Below are 2,036 nucleotides of genomic sequence, written 5' to 3' on the forward strand. Positions count from 1 at the left end.
CTACGAGAAACTCGAGCGCAGCTTTGTCGCCCTCAACCACCTTGCCGCTGCCATCATTGCCTTCCGCAAGGTACCTGCCGACGTCAACATAATTTACGGATAAGTTCTTAGCACATCCTATGAGGAGTCCAGTTGCGCAGCAGGAGAGCGGAGGACCAAGATGCTCTACCGCAGAGTATGCGCATTGGTGGCGGCGTTGATGCCATTGGTATTGGCTTATGCGCAGTCTCCTCTCAACGAGATCACAAGGCGCGCACAGCAGGAGGCATCGCCGATCGATCCAAAGACCAAGCCTCCGCCTTCACCGAAAAAGCTGCCAGCGGACGTAAAAAAAAACGGTACGACTGCAGCAAACAATGCAAGGCCACGGACCCTCTGTATAAAGGAATGGATCGACTCTGATTGCCAAGCTGTATGCGGTTCTGGGCCAACCAAGTTCGCTCCACCACCCAGCCCGGGCTATCGTGCGAGCGGGAACGATCGCGCCTATATCCTGCTGGAGCCGAAGGTCTACCAGGTTGGCACAACGGAGATCACCATCATGATCCCTACCGCTTTGTGACCGACCCTGCGAGCATTCCTCAGCCGCGCTGGAGTCTCCTGCCTCCGAACGATCAGTACAACCGCGCGGCAATCGTGCACGACTACCTCTACTGGTCGCATGCTTTGCAACAGCGAGCAGGCCGACAGCCTCTTCTTGATCGCGATGAAGGAAAGCGAGGCGATCAGCGCAGCGCTCGAAATGAGCAGTACTATCATCGAGGCGCCGAACGGCTAGCAAAGCAAGATGATTGATCCCAGCGTTGTCGAAACTTGTTCCGCCCCGAGCGGAGACATCTGTTTTCGGATGCGGCTTCGTTTCCGGCTGCAGAAGAAACTGAACATTGAAACCGCGGAGCATCGCTTCCGTGTCGGGAACGTCGAAGCCGTACTCTCATCGTTCGACAAAGAACGCCCGATCAAGGATAGCTACTGGCTCGTGATCAATGCGCGGGGATTCGCGACCGCCGATGATGCACGCGCATACGGAGACGGCTTGCGTTTTGCCGTCGAGCTTGCTTCGATTGCGACGCGTCTTGGAGTCGATACCGGCGTTGATGCCGTGACCTCTGGCGTGGGTCAAGTCGTGCGCGAGGCTCTGTTGCAGCAACAGGGGATACTCCTCCGCGACAACGTTCATGGTGTCGACGTTTTTTCGAAGACGACCCGCGCGTTTGCATATTCTCGATGGAGGCAACTGGCGAGGTCCTTGCGGCGCACGAGCACTTTCTGCCATTTGCAGCGGATCTATTTGAAGCGCGGCAACCGCTCTCGCAGAATGCCCACAACGTCATCATCCTGCTGAACAGTGCGTTGATGCTGACCGAGCCCATCGGCCAGATCGTGTTCGCAGTCTCTGCCGTCGAAATGATCGGCCAGGATCTCGACTGGAGCGCCGCGCAAAAGCGCGCGCTTGCGCCGCTCGCTGCACTGGCACAGGAACACCCGGACCTGCACGCGGACGAGCGCACCGAAGTCGCCTCTGCAATTAAGAAGCTCCACCGCATCAGCCTGCGCCAGGGTGTTTTTCGGTTGCTGGACGGACTGTCGTTGTCCCATCTGCGGAAGCCCTGGGACAAGCTCTACAAGAAGCGAAGCGCGGTCATTCATGCGATCGCACCGCAGCGCGCTGCAAACTACAGCGAGTTGGCGAACGAGACTGTCACACTCTGCGGCTACATCCTGCTCAAGGCCATAGCCGCCGAGTTTCCGTTCGCGGACCGATTTGCCGATCGCTACTTTCAGCCGCCGCAGTAGAGACCATCGCAAGGCAGTAACGAGACTACTCGTTGAACCACACCGGCTTTCGAGGAGGCCTACTGGCTTGAGTCAGACCGGGATGGCCTGACTTCTCTTTTGGCTGTTCTGGCTTTCATTATTTCAGCCCCCCGCAGGGGCCGCCGGAGGCGCCCCCGGTTGGGCCATGTACTCATGGTTCAACCCTCCTGCAGTGCCGCCGGATGAGCAGGCTTGGTTGTGGTCACAGCCTGGGCTTG

Annotated in this window: 4 protein-coding genes and 1 pseudogene; 4 read left to right on the forward strand and 1 reads right to left on the reverse strand. The window is 58.3% G+C overall.

The features are described 5' to 3' along the window. The 3 genes and pseudogenes from WKW79_RS36895 to WKW79_RS37210 all read left to right on the forward strand — a co-directional run. Positions 1-103 (forward strand): annotated as a pseudogene (locus tag WKW79_RS36895) (IS5/IS1182 family transposase); the annotation flags it as partial. 57 nt (positions 104-160) lie between these two features. Continuing rightward, the gene (locus tag WKW79_RS36900) at positions 161-562 is read left to right on the forward strand and encodes a hypothetical protein (RefSeq protein ID WP_340340174.1); all 402 of its coding nucleotides are present in this window, start codon (positions 161-163) and stop codon (positions 560-562) included. Beyond that, positions 559-795: a DUF1353 domain-containing protein gene (locus WKW79_RS37210; protein WP_422824042.1), complete on the forward strand. Its 237-nt coding sequence runs from the start codon at positions 559-561 to the stop codon at positions 793-795. Before WKW79_RS36900 ends, WKW79_RS37210 begins: the two co-directional genes overlap by 4 nt. A 139-nt stretch (positions 796-934) precedes the next feature. Here WKW79_RS37210 and WKW79_RS36905 read toward each other — a convergent pair whose 3' ends face one another. Beyond that, positions 935-1,180: a hypothetical protein gene (locus WKW79_RS36905; protein ID WP_340340175.1), complete on the reverse strand. Its 246-nt coding sequence runs from the start codon at positions 1,178-1,180 to the stop codon at positions 935-937. A gap of 47 nt (positions 1,181-1,227) precedes the next feature. Between WKW79_RS36905 and WKW79_RS36910 the strand changes: the two genes are divergently transcribed. Beyond that, positions 1,228-1,797 carry a hypothetical protein gene (locus tag WKW79_RS36910; protein ID WP_340340176.1) on the forward strand — a complete coding sequence of 190 codons (570 nt, stop codon included), beginning with the start codon at positions 1,228-1,230 and terminating at the stop codon, positions 1,795-1,797. Positions 1,798-2,036: the final 239 nt, after the last annotated feature.

Origin of the sequence: Variovorax robiniae, from assembly GCF_037889955.1 — a bacterium.
Taxonomy (GTDB): Bacteria; Pseudomonadota; Gammaproteobacteria; order Burkholderiales; family Burkholderiaceae_C; genus Variovorax; species Variovorax robiniae.